This window comes from Longimicrobium sp., assembly GCF_036280135.1.
Lineage (GTDB): Bacteria > Gemmatimonadota > Gemmatimonadetes > Longimicrobiales > Longimicrobiaceae > Longimicrobium.
In genome coordinates this window covers 1-18,097 of record NZ_DASURI010000853.1, presented here as the reverse complement: position 1 = coordinate 18,097, position 18,097 = coordinate 1, and the positions used below count along the sequence as shown (strand labels likewise).

The 18,097-nt window shown below is 71.5% G+C and carries 17 protein-coding genes; 9 read left to right on the top strand and 8 right to left on the bottom strand.

What is annotated here, in order from left to right; genetic code table 11:
- Positions 1 to 202: 202 nt before the first annotated feature.
- The 4 genes from VFZ20_RS27680 to VFZ20_RS27665 all read right to left on the bottom strand — a co-directional run bounded on the left by VFZ20_RS27680 (position 203) and on the right by VFZ20_RS27665 (position 3,562).
- Positions 203 to 679 carry a DinB family protein gene (locus VFZ20_RS27680; protein WP_329687199.1) on the bottom strand — a complete coding sequence of 159 codons (477 nt, stop codon included), beginning with the start codon at positions 677 to 679 and terminating at the stop codon, positions 203 to 205.
- A gap of 186 nt (positions 680 to 865) precedes the next feature.
- On the bottom strand, positions 866 to 1,798 hold the full coding sequence (locus VFZ20_RS27675) for a DUF4350 domain-containing protein (protein WP_329687198.1): 933 nt from the start codon (positions 1,796 to 1,798) through the stop codon (positions 866 to 868).
- 232 nt (positions 1,799 to 2,030) lie between these two features.
- Positions 2,031 to 2,948: a hypothetical protein gene (locus VFZ20_RS27670; RefSeq protein WP_329687197.1), complete on the bottom strand. Its 918-nt coding sequence runs from the start codon at positions 2,946 to 2,948 to the stop codon at positions 2,031 to 2,033.
- Between the two features lie 167 nt (positions 2,949 to 3,115).
- A complete protein-coding gene (locus tag VFZ20_RS27665; RefSeq protein ID WP_329687196.1) occupies positions 3,116 to 3,562 on the bottom strand; it encodes a hypothetical protein in 447 nt (148 codons plus the stop codon).
- A gap of 500 nt (positions 3,563 to 4,062) precedes the next feature.
- Between VFZ20_RS27665 and VFZ20_RS27660 the strand changes: the two genes are divergently transcribed.
- The 5 genes from VFZ20_RS27660 (at position 4,063) to VFZ20_RS27640 (ending at position 10,628) form a co-directional block, all read left to right on the top strand.
- Positions 4,063 to 6,234, top strand: coding sequence for a putative bifunctional diguanylate cyclase/phosphodiesterase (locus tag VFZ20_RS27660; RefSeq protein ID WP_329687200.1), 2,172 nt, complete (start codon positions 4,063 to 4,065; stop codon positions 6,232 to 6,234).
- A gap of 276 nt (positions 6,235 to 6,510) precedes the next feature.
- Entirely contained in the window at positions 6,511 to 6,786 is a 276-nt protein-coding gene (locus VFZ20_RS27655; protein ID WP_329687195.1) for a hypothetical protein, read from the top strand.
- A gap of 178 nt (positions 6,787 to 6,964) precedes the next feature.
- Entirely contained in the window at positions 6,965 to 7,759 is a 795-nt protein-coding gene (locus VFZ20_RS27650; RefSeq protein ID WP_329687194.1) for an SDR family oxidoreductase, read from the top strand.
- 318 nt (positions 7,760 to 8,077) lie between these two features.
- The gene (locus VFZ20_RS27645) at positions 8,078 to 8,974 is read left to right on the top strand and encodes a DUF4097 family beta strand repeat-containing protein (RefSeq protein ID WP_329687193.1); all 897 of its coding nucleotides are present in this window, start codon (positions 8,078 to 8,080) and stop codon (positions 8,972 to 8,974) included.
- A gap of 346 nt (positions 8,975 to 9,320) precedes the next feature.
- The gene (locus VFZ20_RS27640; RefSeq protein WP_329687192.1) at positions 9,321 to 10,628 is read left to right on the top strand and encodes an amidohydrolase; all 1,308 of its coding nucleotides are present in this window, start codon (positions 9,321 to 9,323) and stop codon (positions 10,626 to 10,628) included.
- Positions 10,629 to 10,817: 189 nt separating this feature from the next.
- On the opposite strand, the gene VFZ20_RS27635 is transcribed toward VFZ20_RS27640, so the two are convergent.
- Positions 10,818 to 10,982 carry a hypothetical protein gene (locus VFZ20_RS27635; RefSeq protein WP_329687191.1) on the bottom strand — a complete coding sequence of 55 codons (165 nt, stop codon included), beginning with the start codon at positions 10,980 to 10,982 and terminating at the stop codon, positions 10,818 to 10,820.
- A 179-nt stretch (positions 10,983 to 11,161) separates the two neighbouring features.
- Complete coding sequence (locus tag VFZ20_RS27630; protein WP_329687190.1) at positions 11,162 to 11,719, bottom strand: hypothetical protein; 558 nt, start codon at positions 11,717 to 11,719, stop codon at positions 11,162 to 11,164.
- A gap of 255 nt (positions 11,720 to 11,974) precedes the next feature.
- On the opposite strand from VFZ20_RS27630, the gene VFZ20_RS27625 reads away from it, so the two are divergent.
- The 4 genes from VFZ20_RS27625 to VFZ20_RS27610 all read left to right on the top strand — a co-directional run bounded on the left by VFZ20_RS27625 (position 11,975) and on the right by VFZ20_RS27610 (position 16,464).
- The gene (locus VFZ20_RS27625) at positions 11,975 to 13,828 is read left to right on the top strand and encodes a redoxin domain-containing protein (protein ID WP_329687189.1); all 1,854 of its coding nucleotides are present in this window, start codon (positions 11,975 to 11,977) and stop codon (positions 13,826 to 13,828) included.
- Between the two features lie 498 nt (positions 13,829 to 14,326).
- Positions 14,327 to 14,602 (top strand): hypothetical protein, encoded by a 276-nt coding sequence (locus tag VFZ20_RS27620; protein WP_329687188.1) that lies wholly within the window; start codon positions 14,327 to 14,329, stop codon positions 14,600 to 14,602.
- Between the two features lie 159 nt (positions 14,603 to 14,761).
- The gene (locus tag VFZ20_RS27615; RefSeq protein WP_329687187.1) at positions 14,762 to 15,877 is read left to right on the top strand and encodes an aminomethyltransferase family protein; all 1,116 of its coding nucleotides are present in this window, start codon (positions 14,762 to 14,764) and stop codon (positions 15,875 to 15,877) included.
- Positions 15,877 to 16,464, top strand: coding sequence for a DUF1802 family protein (locus VFZ20_RS27610; RefSeq protein WP_329687186.1), 588 nt, complete (start codon positions 15,877 to 15,879; stop codon positions 16,462 to 16,464). The genes VFZ20_RS27615 and VFZ20_RS27610 overlap by 1 nt, the downstream gene beginning before the upstream one ends.
- 620 nt (positions 16,465 to 17,084) lie before the next feature.
- Here VFZ20_RS27610 and VFZ20_RS27605 read toward each other — a convergent pair.
- Entirely contained in the window at positions 17,085 to 17,642 is a 558-nt protein-coding gene (locus VFZ20_RS27605; RefSeq protein WP_329687185.1) for an RsmD family RNA methyltransferase, read from the bottom strand.
- Between the two features lie 13 nt (positions 17,643 to 17,655).
- Positions 17,656 to 18,003 (bottom strand): arsenate reductase family protein, encoded by a 348-nt coding sequence (locus tag VFZ20_RS27600; RefSeq protein WP_329687184.1) that lies wholly within the window; start codon positions 18,001 to 18,003, stop codon positions 17,656 to 17,658.
- Positions 18,004 to 18,097: the final 94 nt, after the last annotated feature.

Genomic DNA, 18,097 nt, shown 5'->3' with positions numbered 1-18,097 from the left:
CCCTGCCCCCGCTTCGCGGGGGAGGGGGAGAACTACAGGACGCGAGATACCTCGCCCTCGTGCACGAGCCACCTCCCTCCCCCGCGCAGTTTGCGGGGGAGGGTCGGGGAGGGGGGGCGCCCGGCCCGCGACGGCCCTCCGCCGACACGCACGATCCCGAACGTTCATCCGCTCCGGCTGAATCCCATCCTCTGCCGCGGGATCACATCCTGTCCCAGTCCCAGATGGCGTAGCCCTGGTCCTGGGGCAGCTTGTGGCCGCAGAGCTTGAGGGTGAGCAGGATGTTGCCGCGGTGGTGGCTCTCGTGGCTGATCAGGTAACCCAGGCTCACGCCCAGCCCGCGCTTGAAGCCGCGCTTCTTGGTCTCGCCCGCCGCGCCCAGGCGAAAGAACTGCTCCACGGCCTCGCCGGACTGCGTGAACGCGGCCATGAGCTCGTCGCGGGGCACGGGCTCGTCGCCGCCGTACTTGGCGAGGCCGATGGAGAGCGGCTTGTGCCAGTTCTCCAGCTTGTACGCGCGGATCGTGTGCATGTGCGCGAACTGCTTCCAGACGCGCCCGCCGCCGCGCGGCCCCGCCGAGCACGCCAGCCCCTCGTCGCTGATGCGCTCCAGCAGGAACAGGTTGATGCGGTTGTGCACCCGCCACGCCTCCACCAGCTCGTCCGCCAGCTCGCTCATCCGGTTCTCCTTCGATGTGATTTTCGCGCGACCCAAGGAGCCTGCGCGGGCCGTGAAGCAACCGTTCGTCCATGAAGCCGGCCTGCCGTTTTGCGGGCAAGATCCTTCGTCGCCGCCACAGATCGCGTCCAGGCAGGGATCACGCGGCGGCTCCTCAGGATGACGCGGTTCTGGAGAAGCGGTGGTCTACTCCAGCACGCCCGTCAGCCAGTGCAGCACGTTGAGCAGGAACTGGGCGTTCTGCGGGGCGCCGGGATCGTTCATGCCCATGGGCGCGCGCTGCGGGCCCGCGAGCTGGGCGCTGAATAGGGCCGCCTCGCCAAAGACGGCCACGCGCCCGCGCCCGTGCCGCATCACCGCGCCCTGCAGCAGCCCGCCGGCCCGCATCCGCGGCGTGAGCGGGGAAAATTGCCACGCCACCTCCGGCATCAGCAGCACCGTGCCGGGCGCCAGCGTCATCAGGGGCTGCGCATCCGCCCGCATCAGCCGGAACGCCTGGCCCGTGAAGCTGTCGATGGAATCCACCCGCTCCGACGCGTCGCGTCCGTTGGTGATAGGGTGATCCGCCAGCAGGCCACTCCCGCGGGTAAAGCGGAACCGGGACTCGTTCTCCGTGCTGTCGTACGCGAAGCCGTTGCCCATCGCCACGCCGAACGCGGCCGAGAGCCCGTCCGCCGCGCCAGGGAAGGGCATGTGGTCGGCGATGAGGAGCAGCGACCCGCCCTCGCGCACCCACGCCTCCACGGCCGCGATCTCGTCAGGCGTGAACGCGGACGGCGTGGGCAGGATCCAGTCGCCGCCGCCGTTGCGTGCGTGGAGCGCGTTGGCGATCACCAGCACGCGCGCGCCGGCCAGCGACTCGCGCGTGAACGGCTCGCCCAGCCCGCGCACGACGTAGCCGTCGCGCCGCAGGAGCTGGGCGAACACGTAGTATCGACCGTCCGTCGTGTGGAAGTTGACGTGCCCCTCGTCCACCAGCACCACGGGCCCGGCGCCCCGCGCGAACGCCGGCCGCGCGATGGCCGGCGCGAAGGCGGAGTCCGGCACCTGCTGGGCATCCGCCGCCGCGGCCGTCATGATCACCAGGGCCAGTCCGGCCGCCATCGCGCTGATCCGCATCGATCCGCCTCCCGTTGATCGTTCGTCGACAATGGTGCCGATGCAGGTACGGCGCGCGTGGCGGAATTGGTAAGGACGCGGGGACGAGTCGTGCGACGGCGGGACGAATGGTGTGGGCGCGGGACGGTGCCGCTCCGGAACGTCCATCGCCCCGGAAGAAACGCGCTGGGCAGATGCGGATCATCAACGGGAGCCTCGCCGGATTGCGTCCGGCGAGGCTTCGTCGTCCGGGTCAGTCCCCGTCGAGGGGCGGGGCGAGGAGCTTGGGGGCAGGCGCCATGAGGGTGCGCGGGTTGGCGTAGGCGCGCTCCTGCAGCTCCGGGATGGTGGCGCCGGAAACCAGGAACCGGCCCGTGCCCTCCACGATGCGCCGGCGCAGCAGCTCGGCCTGCTCGCGCGCCATCCGCCCCTGCGCTTCGGCCTCGCGGATGCGGCCCAGGATGGGCAGGCTTTCGGCCGCGTGGCGGTAGCGCTGCGCGGCGGGCAGCTCGCGGTAAAAGACCACGCGGTCCCACACGGACAGCAGCAGCGCGCGCAGGGCGGCAATGACGGGCGCGGCGCCCATCAGCTCGAACGTCTTGTCGCTGCCGCTGTCGCAGGCGATGACGGACAGCCCGCCCGGCTCGGCGCCCTCCAGCACGGCGCAGGCGCCGTAGAGCGCGTCCAGGCTCTCCAGCAGCGTAGCCAGGCGCGTGGGCGTGGAGAATCGGCGGGGCGATTCGATGACCTGCACGGTCAGGATCTCGGCGGCGCCGTCGCCGCGGCGGGCGGCGTCCACGCTGGGGATGCCGGCCTGCCCCAGCAGCCCCGTGACGCGCGGAAGGTACTGCGTGGCCAGGCGCACGCGCTCGGCGAACGCGAACGCCTGCTGCGCGCGGTTTTCCGCGGCGATGAGCAGCGACCACGTGTCGGCCTGCTCCAGCGCCGCCAGTTCCAGCTGCTCGGCTACGAGGCGCGCGGGGCGGGTGTAGCGGTGCGCGCGCAGGCCGTACTCGCGCAGGGCGGACAGCAGGCGCGTGAGCAGCTCGCCGGGCACGGGCTCGCGGCGGTAGCCCAGCCGCGCCACCTCCACCAGCGGCAGCTCCAGCCCGCTCTCGGCCAGCGCGCGCGTCACCTGCTCCACGCCGTTGATGAGGTCCGCCTTGCGCATCTTTCGCGGGTCCGATCCGTGGGTCCGTGCCGGGGGAGCGGCAAGCTAGACGCGCGCGATGGGGCCGGCAAGCGCGTCGAAACGCGCCTTGCGCGCGGCGCAAATGAGCGGCGGCCCCCCGCCGTGCGCGAGGGGCCGCCGTCATCCGCCGGACCGTTGCCGGTGCGTCAGGCCAGCAGCCGCGACACCAGGCGGAACTCCCGGTCGAAGACGAAGAGCACGTTGCTGTCCTCGCGGATGCGCGCCGCACCCGCGTTCGACTGCGACGGCCGGCTCACGGCCGCGAAGTAGAACCCGCCCGACTCGTAGAACGCCAGCTGCCCGGGCGGAAGCTGGCCGCGGTCGGTCGTGAGCGCGCCGCGGATGGACCGGCACACCGCCTCGTCCTCCCGGCCGGCGAGGGCGCGCAGGCGCTGCGGCGTGGCCTCGCGCAGGCCCAGCTGCTCGCGCACCTCCGCCAGATGCGGCGCGTCGAGGAACTGCCGCACGCGCTCCTGCGCGCGGGGCGACTCGCCCGGGCAATCGGCCAAGGCGGAGGCGTGGCCGGCGACGGGCATCAGCGCGGCCGCGGCGACCGTCGCCAGGAGCAGGAGAATGGAACGCAGAGAGCTCATCGTTCGTCTATTCGACAGGTCAACCGGATCCTGCGTCCAGGACGCATGGGCAGGGAGCGACAATACGGCGGCGTTGGATGCGTTCGATTCGAATCGGTCGAAAGTTTACACTGAATCCTCTCTCCGGACAAGCTCCCCGATCTCGGCATGCCTGTGCACATGTAATTGCACCGCATCGGCTTGTGATTGGATGGAGAGCCGAGGGCGCCATAGGAATCAGTCGGATTGGAGACAAAACCCGGTGCAACAGCGCCGGAGACACGCAAACTTCTGGATTCGGTGCATCGCAAGCAAACGAAAGGAGCGGGCGGCGGACGTGAGGCGCCACGGTACGCCCTCTGCGAAACGTCGCCCTGTGCGGACGTGTGACGGGGTGCTAAGTTCCATCGTCTCTCCCGTCACATTCCGATTCGTTCACTCCGTGCTCCCGTCCCCCCGCGCGTCGTCGCGACCGGGTCCGCGGCTGATTGACTGGCCCCCCGCATCCACGTTCTTCCGTGATGCTCCCGGACACGTCCGCCGGCGCGCTGCTGCCCGGCGGCGACACGCCCGAGGCTGGCTTCGAGCGGCTGGCGGCCTTTGCCGCCCGGCTGCTGCAGGTCCCCGTCTCCGTCATCTCCCTGGTAGACGCCGAGCGCCCGTTCAGCGCGGGCGACGCGGGCGACGCGTGGCGTCCGCGCCGCGAAACGCCGCTGGCGCGCTCGCTGTGCCGCTTTGCCGTGGACGCGGGCCAGCCCCTGCTGCTGGAGGACGCGCGCGACTTCCCCGCCGTGCGGCAGGATCCCGCCGTGTGGCTGGGCGAGGTGGGTTACGCGGGCATCCCGTTTCGCCGGGCGGACGGGCGCGTGGCGGGCGCGCTGTGCGTGGCGGACGACCGCCCCCGCGCGTGGACGCCGGAGGAGGTGGACGTGCTGGCGTCGCTGGCGCGCTTCGCGGGGATGCTGGTGGCGTCGCGCGGGCCGGCCACCATGGAAGAGGCGCTGCAGGCGGCTGCCCAGAGCGCCCGCCGCAACGTGAGCCTGCGGATGCTGCGCAAGGCCGTGGAGACCATGCAGCTGGGCGTGACCGTCACGGACCCGCAGGGGCGCATCCTCTACAGCAACCCGGCGGACGCGGAGCTGCACGGCTACACGGTGGAGGAGCTGGTGGGGCAGAACGCCCGCATCTTTGCCCCGCCCAGTGCCGCGCGCCCGCTGCCCGCGCAGATGCACGAGGTGGGCAGCTGGAGCCGCGAGACCGTCAACGTGCGCAAGGACGGCTCGGAGTTCCCCGTCTTTCTTCGCTCGGACGTGGTGCGCGACGCGGCGGGGCGGCCCGTGGGGCTCGTGACCTGCTGCGAGGACCTCACGCACCGCAAGCAGCTGGAGCACCAGCTGCTGCGCAACGCCTTCTACGACCCCGTCACGGGCCTGCCCAATCGCGGCCTGCTTTCCCACCGGCTGGACCTGGCCATCGACCTGGCGCGCCGCGAGGGACACCGGTTTGCCGTGCTTTCCGTGGAGCTGGACCGCCTGCAGCTGGTGCAGGAGACACTGGGGCGCCCGGCGGCGGACGAGCTGCTGGTGGCCGCGGCGGCCCGCCTGCGCGAGTGCGCCCCGGCCGAGGGGATGGTGGCGCACGTGGCGGCGGACCAGTTCGCCATCCTGCTGGACACCGTCCGCGGTGTGCGCGAGGCCACGCGCGTGGCCACCTGCGTGCACCACATGCTCACGGAGCCGTTCCGCGCGGGCGGGCGCGACGTGTTCACGGGCGCCAGCGTGGGCATCGTGCTCAGCGGGCCCGCGTACATCCGCGCGGAGGACGTGCTGCGCGACGCGGGCATCGCCATGATGCGCGCCCGCGACACGAGCGACAGCGAGTACCAGGTGTTCGACCCCGCCATGCACGCCGAGGCCATGGCGCGGCTGCACCTGGAGACGGACCTGCGCCGGGCGCTGGAGCGCGGCGAGCTGCGCGTGCACTACCAGCCCATCGTGCGGCTGGACACGGGACGCATCACGGGCTTCGAGGCCCTGGCGCGCTGGGAGCACCCGGAGCGCGGCCTGATCCAGCCGGACGACTTCATCCCCCTGGCCGAGGACACGGGGCTCATCCTGCCCGTGGGGCTGTGGGTGCTGGAGGAGGCGTGCCGGTCGCTGGCGGGCTGGCAGCGGCGCCCCGGCGGCGAGCGGCTTACGATGGCCGTGAACCTGAGCGCGCGGCAATTCTCGCAGCCGGACCTGGTGGACCGCGTGGCGCGCGTGCTGCGCGAGACGGGCGTGCACCCCGGCACGTTGGAGCTGGAGATCACCGAGAGCGTGATCCTGCAGCACTCCGCGCCCGTGATCGACACGCTCAAGCGGCTCAAGGCGCTGGGCGTGGCGCTGCACGTGGACGACTTCGGGACGGGATACTCGTCGCTCAGCTACCTGCACCGCCTGCCGCTGGACGCTCTCAAGATCGACCGCTCGTTCGTCTCCGGCGCGGACGCGGGCAGCCTGCAGATCGTGCGGACCATCGTGGCCATGGCGCACGCGCTTGGCGTCGTCGTCGTCACGGAGGGCATCGAGACGGCGGAGCTGCTGGGCGAGCTGCGGTCGCTGAACTGCGAGTACGGGCAGGGGTTCTTTTTCTCGCGGCCCGTGGCGGGGGAGGCGGTGGCGGCGCTGCTGGAGACGGATTTGAGCTGGTAGGTGGGACGGCAGGGAATAGGGAACAGGGAATAGGGAATAGCCTGCAACGGCGGATCTGCTCGCGGGCGGGATTCCGCCTGCAGGGGCTGTCCCGTGCCTAACCTCCCCCAGGGGTTTTGGGGGGAGGTGCGAGCCTGGGCGAGCGGAGGGGGCGTTCGCGCGATGCCTGCCGATCCGCCCGGGCCGTGCTCTCGCTCCATCTCTCTTGACGCCGCACTCTGCGCGAGACACCGTTCGGCGCTCTCCCATCATCAACCCAACCCGCCGGAGGATACCATGCGCAAGCTGCAGCTGAGCCTCGATTCGCTCGAGGTGCAATCGTTCCAGACCACGCCCGCCCTGCGCAGCCGCGACGGCACGGTGGATGCGCACGAGACGTTCGACAGCGAGTGCGCCTGCGACACCGACGGGTGCGGAACTGGCGGCACCACCGGCTACACCTGCGGCGGATGCGACACGCCCGGCTACACCTGCGAGGAGAACTGCACCGGCGGCAGCGGCCCCGCCATCGACACCGTCGCCCAGATCGACCGCGCCGTCCGCGCCTGGTAATCGACGGCGGATGAAAGACAACGGCAGCCCGCTTGCACTCCGCGAGCGGGCTGCTTTGTTTTGATCGATCGGCAGTCGCAGGCCGTCCCCTGTAACCCGCAGTTCAAGTAGTCGCAGGCTATTCCCTATTACCTATTCCCTATTCCCTATTCCCTATTCCCTATTCCCTATTCCCTGCATGGCTCAGTTCCCCTACCGCGACCGTTGGGCCCTCGTCACGGGCGCGTCCATGGGCATCGGCGAGGCGTTCGCGCGGGCGCTGGCCGAGCGCGGGATGAACCTCGTGCTCTGCGCCCGCTCCGCCGACCGGCTCCAGGCCCTCGCCGCCGACATCGCGTCCGCGCACGGCGTGCGGACGCACGTGGTCGCCGCGGACCTGGGGCAGCCCGGCGCCGCGGCGGACGCGTGGGCGCGCGCGAGCGACGGTCGCGACATCCACCTGCTGGTCAACAACGCGGGGTTCGGGCTGCACGGCCGCTTCGAGCAGCTGCCGCGCGACCGGCAGGGCGAGATGATCGCCCTCAACTGCACGGCCGTGCTGGAGCTGGCGCACCTCGCGCTGAACGCCATGCGCCCGCGCGGCGACGGCGGGATCATCAACGTCGCCTCCATCGTCGCGTATCAGCCGGTGCCGTGGATGGCGACGTACGCGGCCACCAAGGCGTTCGTCCTGTCGCTGTCGCAGGCGCTGGCGGAGGAGAACCGCGGCTCGGGCGTGCGCATCCTCTGCGTTTCGCCGGGGCCCACGCCCAGCGGGTTCCAGGCGACGGCGGGCACGTCCGTGGAGCCCAGCCAGCCCGGCTACCTGGAGCCGCGCGCGGTGGTGGACCGCGCCCTGGCCGCGCTGGACGGCGGCCGCACGCAGGTTACGCCCGGCGCCGTGAACCGCGTGGCCACCGTCTTTGGCCGCCTGCTCCCGATGGGCCTGACCACGAGCATCGCCCGTCGGATGAACGAGCACCGCGGCGCCTGACAGACTCGCTCGCCGGGCAGTTGAAGCCTCGTTCGCAGAGCGCGTCAGCGCGAGACGGGGCTTTCCGCTGTCCCAGCGGCGGCTTCAGCCGCTCCGGCGAGGGGCCGGAGGTCTTCTGCTCGATCTCCTTCCCCCGCCGTCACTTCCACCGCATCGGCCGTCCGCGCGTCGTCGCCCGCGTCCAATCCGCATCGACACGGGATAAACCATCCGCGCCGCGTCCGCATCATAAGCCACGGATGCGGCCGCGGTCGTTCAGCCTTTCAGGCGTGGCCGCCGCACCCGGAACCCCATCCGCCCATGAACAGGAGACAGACGATGCGGTACGCGGCACTGGTGACGGCTTCGGCGGCCGTCGTGGCGGTTTTTACCCTCCCCCGCGACGGGCGGAGCGAGGCGACTCCCCTTGCGGCGGCCCAGGCGGCCCCCGCGGCGCAGGCCACGCAGGAAGACTTTCGCTGGAGCGGCCGCATTGCCCGGGGAGACGAGATCGCCATCCGCGGCCTGATGGGCAACGTGCACGCGGAGCCCGCGTCCGGCGACCAGGTGGAGGTCATCGGCCGCCGCCGGGGGGACGACGCGGACCAGGTGCGCATCGAGGTGGTGGAGACGGACGACGGCGTCACCATCTGCACCGTCTACCCCACGCGCCCCAGCCGCGGAAACGGAAACGACGAGGGCCGCCGCGGCCGCCGCGACGACGACAACCCGTGCAACAATGGCCACTCGGGCAGCATCGACGTGGACGACGCGCGCATCGACTTCACCGTCCGCGTGCCGGCCGGCGTGCGGCTGGCCGCCAGCACGGTGGAGGGCGACATCGAAGCCACGGGCCTGCGCAGCCCCGTGAACGCGGCGTCGGTGAGCGGCAACGTCCGCGTGAGCACGTCGGAGTCTGCCCGCGCGGCCACGGTCAGCGGCGACGTGGACGCCACGTTCGGCCAGGCGGACGGCGACGACCTGGAGTTCGCCAGCGTGAGCGGCGACGTGGTGGTGCGCCTTGCGGGCGACGTGGGCGCCGAGGTGGAGGCCAACACGCTGTCGGGCGACATCCAGTCGGACTTCGACCTGCGCATCCGCGGCAACGGGAGCGACAACGACGGCGGATTCAACATCCAGGTCGGCAAGCAGGCCTCGGGCACCATCGGCCGCGGCGGGCCGGAGCTGAGCCTGAACACCGTGAGCGGCAACATCCGCGTGCTGCGCAGCCGTTGACGGAAACTGTGCCCGCGCGCCGTCCGTAGAGCCGGATGAAGCCGGCGCCGGACCGCACGGGCGCGGCGGACCCACCACAAGGAGCGGACACCGATCCGCCTTTCCAATAGATCGCAGTCAGACGCGGCGGGCCTGGGATTCTCTCCCGGCCCGCCACGTCTTTTTATCACCCGGAGCCCGCGAAGACGCGAGGTCCCCGGCTTCGCGCAGTACTGGGGTACTCTGCGTCCTCTGCGGCTCTGCGTGAGAATGCAGTTCATCCGTTCGGCGACGGATTTGACTTTCGGCGGCACGGGACCGAACAATACGGGCGACGATCCCCATCCCATCCATCTCCCGAGGACGCATGAAGTCTCCCCGCACCCTGCCGTGGCTGGGCGCGCTGGCCCTGGCCGCCGTCGCCCTGCCGGCCGCGGCACAGGGCAATGACGCCGCCGTGGCCGCCGCCGTGGACCGGCTGTCGCCCCGCATCATCGAGATTCGCCACGACCTGCACCAGAACCCCGAGCTTTCCAACCGCGAGACGCGCACGGCCGGCGTGGTGGCCGCGCACCTGCGCTCGCTGGGGATGGAGGTGCGCACGGGTGTGGCGCATACGGGCGTCATCGGCATCCTGCGCGGCGGCCGGCCGGGCCCCACCATCGCCGTCCGCGCCGACATGGACGCGCTCCCCGTGACGGAAGACACGCCGTACCCGTGGAAGAGCACCGTGCGCACGGAGTACCTGGGCAACCAGGTGGGCGTTTCGCACGCCTGCGGGCACGACGTGCACACGGCCGTGCAGATGGGCGTGGCGTCCATCCTGGCGGGGATGAAGCAGGACGTCGCCGGCACCATCGTCTTCATCTTCCAGCCGGCCGAGGAAGGGTCGCCTCCGGGCGAGCAGGGCGGCGCCAAGCTCATGCTGGACGAGGGGCTGTTCCGCGACCTGCGCCCCGAGGCCGTCATCGGCCTGCACACGTTCGCGCAGATGCCCGTGGGCCAGGTGGGCTACACGCCGGGGCCGGCCATGGCGGCGGCGGACCGCTTCATCATCCGCATCCACGGGCGGCAGGCGCACGGCGCGTCGCCGCACCTGGCCATCGATCCCGTGGTCATGGCGTCGCAGGCCGTGCTGGCCCTGCAGACCATCCGCTCGCGCAACCTGTCGCCGTTCGAGCCCAGCGTGCTGACCATCGGGCTCATCCGCGGCGGCGAGCGCAACAACATCATCCCCGAGCAGGTGGAGATGCACGGCACCGTGCGCACCTTTGACCCGCGCACGCAGGAAGAGGTGGAGCGGCGGATGCGCGAGATCCTGGACGGCATTACCCGCGCGGGCGGCGGCACGTATGAGATGCAGTACGAAAAGCAGACGCCCGTGACGGTGAACAACCCCGAGCTTTCCGCGCGGCTGCGGCCCACCATGGAGCGCATCATGGGCGCGCAAAACGTGGTGAACGTGGCGCCCACGACGGGCGCGGAGGACTTCGGGTTCTTCGCCAACGCGGTGCCGGGCTTCTTTTACCGCCTGGGTACGGTGGCGCCCGGCACCACCTCCGGCGACCACCACACACCCACCTTCATGGCCGACGACGCGTCCATCCCCATCGGCATGCGCGTGATGACGGGCTTGGTGCTGGACTACCTGGGCGGCGCCCCGTCCGGCCGCTGACGGCGGGATCGCCAGCGGATGCGAAACGAGGGAGCGGAGCCCGCGCGGACTCCGCTCCCTCGCTTCGTGTGCTCCCGGATGCACGAACGGAAATGTCTCACACGGGGCCTGCGGCCAACGGGGTCAACGGTAAGGGGAACACGAGGAAAGCGTTGACTGCGTGTGATGCACAGTCCTCGCTGGACCCGATCAGGACGAGGGCGTTTGTGATTCGGACGATCTCTCGTCCGTCGGCTCGTCCGCTCCCTCCTCCTCGGCGTAGACGGGCATGGGCGTGCCGTCGGGGAAGCGGAAGGCGGGGCGGGGGAACGCCGGCGCGTGATCGATCGTGTGCCTGCGGGTGATGCCGAACATGGGACGCGTGGAGCGTGGGGAGACGGGACCCGCGTGTGACAAATCTGCTCACGATTCCCGTCCGCGTCCACTGTTTCGCTCCGCGCGCGGCAGATGCGCATCTGCATGACGCAAACGCAGAGACGGGCGCCCCATCAAGGGACGCCCGTCTCTGCGTTGGGCTTATCCGCGAAGGCGGATCAGCGGCCGTAGGGGCGCGGGAACGGGGTGCGGTAGTCGACGCCGTAGCGCGGGCCGCGGTCCAGATGCCCGCCACGGTCTGGGGGCCCGCCGCGGTAGCCCCGGTCGTAGCCGCGGGCGAACCCGCCGTAGGTGTAGTCCGCGCCGTAGCCGCCGCGGCCCTGCATCCCCAGGTCGCGCTGATAGCCGCCGTGGTAGCCCGTGTTGCCGCCCTGGCGGTTGACGAAGAACTCGCCCGCGTCGCGGCCGCCGCGGCCCGTGTTGTAGTCGCCGCCGTAGCCGCGTCCGCGCCCGGGGCTGCCGAACTGCGCGATGTCGCCCGGCATGAAGCCGCGGTCGCCCACGTCGTCCCAGCCGCGGTCGGAGTAGTCCAGGCCGTAGTCGCCCCGCGCCATGTCGCGCGACAGGAAGTAGCCCTCGCCGCCCGGGCCGGTGGCCTCCATGGGCCGGCGATAGTCGCCGCCGTAGCGAGATCCGCCGCCGCGCCGGCCCTGGCCCGTGAACCGGTCCCACATCCCGCGCACCTGGCCCATGAAGTCGCGCCCGTAGCGTTCCATCAGTCGCCTCCTCGCCCTGGTCGTCCACTCGCGGCCGGGTCCCTCCCGGCGCGAACGGCGCGATCCAAAGGCAAGACGCGCACCCGGAACGGCATCACCGAATCTCTCCCTGGACGAGCGGCAGGCGGACAAACGGCATCGAGCGCGCCTCTCGCGCCGCATCGGCTCGCGATAAACTGCATCTCGCGTCATAAACGGCGCGGGCGCGGCGTTCCATCCTGCCCTCCGTCGACCACACCTGTTCCCCGCCATCCGATGATCCACCCAGTCCTGCGGATCGCCTTTCTGCTGATGATCGGCGTCGTCGCGCGCACGCCGTCCGCGAACGCGCAGGAGGGTGGGGAGATGCGATTCCAGCCGGAGTCACCGCGGCCGGGGCAGGCGGTGGAGGTGGCGTATCGGCCGGGGACGATGCTGGCCCATGAGGAGCGGCTGGTGCTGCGCGCGCGGCTGCGGACGCCCAACGACCAGGACGCGTACGTCGGCGCCATCGGGGCGGAGACGGGGCGCGTCGCGGAGATGGCGCGCGGCGCGGACGGCTGGTACCGCGGCACGGTGCGGATGGCGGACAGCGTGGTCCTGGCCGTGCTCGCCGTGGAGAGCGTGGACGGCGAGCGCGTGGACACGCACGGCCAGCGCGGCTGGGAGCTGCTGATGCACGGCGCGGACGGCCGTCCGCTGGCCAAGGCGCTGGACCAGCTCGCCCGCGACCTCACGGAGCGCGACGCCACGCGCGGACTGGCGACTGCGCGCGAGCGGCTCCGCCTGTACCCGGACGATCCCGAGGGGCTGGGGATCCTCCGCTTTTTCGAGGGATACGTGCTGGGCCGCGACAGCGCCGTCGCGATGGACGGCATCCACCGCCCGGAGTTCACGGCGATGGCGCGGGCGCTGGATGCGCGGGCCCGCGTAACGGGGGAGCAGGCCGGCGCGCTGGCCCGGCTGGCGCGCGGGATGGACGACAGCGCCGCCGCCGCCCACTGGACGGAGCGTCTGCTGCGGGACGATCCACTGCACCCGTACGCCGTGGAGGCGCGCGCCGGCGCCATCATGCGCGCCGGCACGCCCGCCGAACGGCTCGCGGCGCTGGAGGCGCTGTGGAACGAGGCCGGCCCCGCGCACGACTACCTGCTGCAGATGGGCCTGCGCGCGTCGCTCATGGCGCGGGACGCGGACGCCGCGCGGCGCTGGACGGAGCGCATCGAGCGTCACATCCCCGTTGCGCGGGGGATGCTCGCGCAGACGTTCGCGGAGATGCCGCCGCTCCGTGCGGAGGCCGTCCGCCTGCTGCGCGCCCGCCTGGACGAGCTGCTCGCCGCGCGCGACGGCGACCGCGACCTGTTCCGCACGGTGTCCCTGCAGCGCGACCTGGACGACGAGCAGGCGGCCACGCTGCTCGTCGCGCTGGCGCAGGCGCATCTCGCGGACGGCGAGCGTGACGCGGCCCTCCACGCGCTGGCGGAGGCGGGCGCGCGCGGCTGGGAGCCTGCCCGCCTGCGCGCCGCCGCCGGCATGCAGCTGACCGCGGGCGACACTACGGGCGCGGTGTGGGCCCTGGCGCGCGTGGCGGCGGATCCCGGCGCGCCGCCGGCCTTCGCGGACAGTGCGGCGGTGCTCCTGGGCCGCCACTTCGACGCGGCGGCGTGGGCGCGGCAGGTGACGGATGCGCGGACGGCGCTGCGTGCGCGCGTCGTCCGGGCCCGCGTGGACCGCGCGCTGCCGGCGGACCTGCGCGTGACGGACGTGGCCGGCGGGTCCGTCGCGCTGGGCGAGCGGTTCGCGGCCGCACCGGCGACGGTCGTCTTCTTTTGGCGCAGCACCTGTCCGTACTCGCGGCAGGCGCTGCCGCAGGTGCGCGCGCTGGTGGAGCGCGGCATTCCCGTCGTGGCCATCACGGACCAGGAAGCGTCGCCGGAGCTGGGCGCGTATCTGGAGCGCGAGCGCTTTGCCGCGCCCGTGCTGATCGACACGCGCCGCGCGAGCCACGCCGCGTTCGGATCATCCGCCACGCCGCAGTTCTTCGTGGTGGATGCGAATGGCCGCGTGCGCTTCGAGTTCAGCGCCCTCGGCGAGCTGCCCCGCCAGGTCGCCGCCGTCGCGGAGCCGTGAGCGGATGCGGATGAGGCCGATCTCTCGACGGAGCGACTGAAGTCGCCGCAACGACAGCGGAAAGCCTCACAAACCGCGTGAGGCTTCAACTACGTGGATGCGGCTCCGGTGCACGTCGGCCGGGTTCCGCTGGGGCAGTCCGCGCAGGCGGACTTCGCGAGTTTCCAGCGGCGAATTCATTCGCTCCGGCGGAGGCGCCGCGATTCCGATCGGGCTCGCCCGGAATCAAACCTGTGGTGTGGTGGTCTCACCCCGCGCGTTGGTCTCTCGCGGGCGGATTCGGCATCATGTTCCGCACAGAAGATCCTTCGTCGCGCCCATGGATCGTACCGAGGTTGGTTTTGCGTGGGCGCTCCTCAGGATGACAGATGCGCGGCTGTGGCGCGGAGAGGAATCCTCGATGCGCGTCCGACAGTGGCAGCGGCCCCGGCGATGCGTTACTTTCGGCGCGGACGTGAACCGATCGAAAAATCAACAGAGCCGCTGTCGATACAGACCATGGCACTATCCCGCAGCTCCTCGTGGAAGGAGCACCGGCTGGCAAACAAGCTGGAGTGCGACGGCACGGAATACAGCGTGGACCTCGTGGCGCGTAAGGCCACGGGCGTGGAAGGGTGGAAGGTGACGCTCGTCTATCTGCCGCGCGGCGAGGGCTCCGAGATCAAGGTGGACCTGCCCAACGCCGCCTCCACGGCCGAGGTGCGCCGCCTGGTCACCGAGCTCGAAGGCGCCGAGGACCGCCTGCGCGACTACTGCCGCCAGCGCAGCGCCTGACCCGGCGCGGCGCCACGAACACCTGCGCGGGCCGCCCCGGGACCATCCCGCGGGCGGCCCGCGTCGCACGGGGGGCGCCTGCCGGGGTAAACGGAAGTGCGTGAGTGCGGAAGTGCGTGAGTGAACTGCGCGCTTCGGCGGAAGCCTGGAGAGATGACGATGAGCGACACGACGATCACGGCCCCCGCGTCCGATGCGTTGCGGCCGCTGCTGCAGGAGGCCGGCGCCGCGTTCGGCGAGGTGGCCGGGCGCGAGGTGGCCCGCCACTACGGCGACGGCGCGGCCGAGTACCGGGCCGTCCGCGAATCCGCGGGCATCGCGGACCGCGCGGACCGCGCCCGCTTTCGCCTGTGGGGCAAGGACCCCGCGCGCATGGTGCACGGGCTCATCAGCAACGACCTGCTCAAGGCCGATGCGGGGCAGGGGATCTACGCGGCCATGCTCACGCCCAAGGGCCGCATGGTGGCCGACGTGCGCGTCTTTCGCCGGGCCGACGGCGAGGTGCTGGTGGACGTGGCCCGCGAGGCGCTCGAAGGCACGCGCGAGCACTTCCGGAAGATGGTGCCGCCCATGTTCGCCAAATGGGCGGACGCCACGGACGAGGTCGCGCACGTGGGCATTTACGGACCCCGCGCGCGTGACCTGCTGGCTGGCGTGATCGGCGCGGAGGTGCCGGCGCTGGCGGAGGATGCCTTCGCCGAGCCGGTTTGGGGCGATGCGCGTCTGCTCGTCGCCGGCACGCGCGAGGCGGGGCTGGAGGAGGGATTCGACGTGTTCGTCCCCGCGGCGCGCGCGGGCGAGCTGTGGACGGCACTGCACGACGCGGGCGCGCGGCCCGTGGGCTTCGGCGCGCTGGAGACGCTGCGCATCGAGGCGGGGCGTCCGCGCTACGGCATCGACCTCACGGAGGAGACCATCCCCACCGAGGCGTACGAGTCCGCGGGGATGATGGAGCGCGCCATCTCGTTTACCAAGGGGTGCTACACGGGGCAGGAGGTCATCGTCCGCATCGCGCACCGCGGGCACGTCAACCGCCACCTGCGCGGTCTGCGCCTGGGCGACGCGCCCGCGCCGGCTCCGCGCACGCCGCTGATCCATCCCGAGACGGGCAAGGAGATCGGCTGGGTCACGAGCGCCGCGTTCTCGCCCCTCATCGGCGGGACGATCGCGCTGGGCTACGTGCGGCGCGAGGTGGGGCCCGGCGGCGCGGTGCGCGTGGGATCGGCGGAGGGCGCATCCGCCGACGTGGTGGACCTGCCGTTCCAGGCCGGCTGATGGACGAGCAGAGCGCGGTCGCCCTCAAGGAGTGGGCGGTGGTGGAAGAGGCGATGGCGGCCGGCGCCGTGTCGCTGCTCATCCGCAAGGGCGGCATTCACGAGCGCCAGGGCGACTTTACGGCGGAGCACCGCGCGTTCTGGGTCTTTCCCACGGGCTGGCACGAGAACCGGCCGGACCTCGCGGAGCACCTGCACCCGTTCCTGGATGCCGTCGTCCCGCCGCGCGCCCGCGGCACGGTGCCGTTCCGCGTCTACTGCGTGGTGGATGACGCGTACCGCATCGAGAGCGAGGAGGCGCTGGAGCGGCTGGAGGGGATGCATCCGCTGGCGCCGCCCGCCGCGCACGGGCGGTTCACGTACAAGAACCGGCCGTACGTGCACGCGCTGATCGTCCGCGCGTACGTGCTGCCGGAGCCCGTCGTGCTCCCCGACACGGCGCGCTACGAGGGATGCGTGTCATGGGTGGACCTGGATCAGCCGATCGCGACGGAAGGCGCCGCGCCCGTCCTTTCCGACGAGGACTTTCTGACCATAAAGAGCGAGATCATCCGCCGCCTGGGGACGGAGGGCGTCGCGCGGGTGTGAGGGGCGGATGATACGGGGTCGGAGGCGGATGACGCGATGAGGCGACGGTGCGGATGATGGTGACCTCGGCCGACGGAGAATCGCGCGGCGCCACCGTCCTCCCGCCGACCGAATGAATTCGCCGCTGGAAAGGCGCGAAGTCCGCCTTCGCGGACTGCCCCTGCCGCACGCCGTCACGTGTACAGCGACGCCGACTCCGTGAACACGAAGCCGGCGTTCGTTCGATGACCCGATGCATCTCCTCATCCCCGCGCCCGCGTCATCCTGAGGAGCGCCGCGTGATCCTCACCGGTGCTCGGGCTCCGGCGCGACGAAGGATCTTGCGTGCGAAGCGTGAGGCCAGGTACGTGCCTTGACGCCTGCCTGTCGCTTTGCATGCAAGATCCTTCGTCGCCGCCATCGATCACGCACTGGCAGGGATCACGCGGCGGCTCCTCAGGATGACGCGTTCAGGCGCAGCTGGGTTGTTGAACATACTCGGGAAGAAAAGCAGGGGCAGATGCGATGCATCTGCCCCGATCCGCGTCCACGATGTTCTCCCCTCTCCGCGAGGAACGAGCGGGGAGGGGTCGGGGGAGGGGCAGGCGGCTATCGGCGCGGTCCGTCCTGCTCCTCGCCGATTACTCTTCGCCCGTTGGCTCGGTTGCCGCGGGTCGCTCGGGCGCCTTGTAGAGGGTGACGGCGGTGCTGTCGTCCATCTCGCGGGTGGCGCCGCCGGGCGGCAGCTCGTGGCCGATGGCGTGCTCGCAGACGAGCAGCGTGGCGAACGGCGTCTGCATCCACGTCTCGATCAGCCGGTCCAGCATCCGCGACTCGTACGGCGGATCGCAGAACGCCAGGTCGTACGCGCCCACCTCCAGCTCCGCCGCGAACGGAAGCGCGTCCTTCTTGAAGATGCGCGCCTTTTCGCGCACGCGCAGCGCGGCCACGTTGGCCTTGAGCGCGTGCAGGCTGGCGGGCCGGTTCTCCACGAAGTCCGCCCACTTGGCTCCGCGCGAGATGGCCTCCAGCCCCAGCGCGCCCGTGCCGGCGAACAGGTCCAGCACGCGCGCGTCCTTCAGGCGCGGCTGCAGATACGAGAGCAGCGCGTCGCGCACGTGCTCCGACGTGGGGCGCACCTGCCGGTCCGCGGGCGACGTAAGGTGCCGTCCCGCGTGCTTTCCTCCAACGATCCTCATCCGATGACGTACCTCACGGGGTGATCCATCCCTTCCACTTGCCCTCGTCCCAGCCCACGGTGAGATGGTTGCCGGAGCGCACCAGCGGCGTCACCAGCAGCATCGGATCGTCCGTGACCAGCGGCAGCACGCGCGCCTCGGGGACGTGGGCCACGTGCAGGCCGCGGTCCTTGAATCGCTTGCCGCCGCGGTCCAGCAGGGCCTCGGCGCCAAAACGCTCGGCGAACCGCTTGAGCTCGCCCGGTGACGCCGCGCGCTCCTTGAGGTCCACGAAGTGGGTGCGGATGCGCCGCTCCTTGAAGAAGCGCAGCGCCTTCTTGGTCTCGTTGCAGCTCTTCAGCCCGAAGATCTGTACTTCCATCCGTCTCGAAATCGATAGAGGCTCAGGACAAACTACTTCGGAGACTGGATCGTACCGCATGGCAGAGATCTCGCCGGCAGCGGAGCGCCCCCCA